We start from the raw sequence: 676 nt of genomic DNA, 5'->3' as shown, positions 1-676 counted from the left end.
GGATAAGCCCTCGACCGATTAGTATTCGTCAGCTGCACGCGTTGCCGCGCTTCCACCCCGAACCTATCAACCTCGTCGTCTACAAGGGGTCTTACATACTGGGAAATCTCATCTTGAGGGGGGCTTCACGCTTAGATGCTTTCAGCGCTTATCCCTTCCGTACTTAGCTATCCAGCCGTGCTCCTGGCGGAACAACTGGTACACCAGCGGTACGTCCATCCCGGTCCTCTCGTACTAAGGACAGCTCCTCTCAAATTTCCTACGCCCGCGACAGATAGGGACCGAACTGTCTCACGACGTTCTGAACCCAGCTCGCGTACCGCTTTAATGGGCGAACAGCCCAACCCTTGGGACCTACTTCAGCCCCAGGATGCGATGAGCCGACATCGAGGTGCCAAACCTCCCCGTCGATGTGGACTCTTGGGGGAGATAAGCCTGTTATCCCCAGGGTAGCTTTTATCCGTTGAGCGATGGCCCTTCCATTCGGTACCACCGGATCACTAAGCCCGACTTTCGTCCCTGCTCGACCTGTTTGTCTCGCAGTCAAGCTCCCTTATGCCTTTGCACTCTTCGAATGATTTCCAACCATTCTGAGGGAACCTTGGGGCGCCTCCGTTACACTTTAGGAGGCGACCGCCCCAGTCAAACTGCCCACCTGACACTGTCCTCGTACCGG

Annotated in this window: 1 rRNA gene; it reads right to left on the bottom strand. The window is 56.2% G+C overall.

What is annotated here, in order from left to right:
* Positions 1 to 676, bottom strand: a 23S ribosomal RNA gene (locus tag NLX71_RS26320); the annotation flags it as partial.

Origin of the sequence: Paenibacillus sp. MZ04-78.2 (assembly GCF_024213375.1) — a bacterium.
Lineage (GTDB): Bacteria > Bacillota > Bacilli > Paenibacillales > NBRC-103111 > Paenibacillus_G.
Note: the sequence above shows the minus strand (reverse complement) of the source record. Positions and strands in the feature narration are given on the sequence as shown.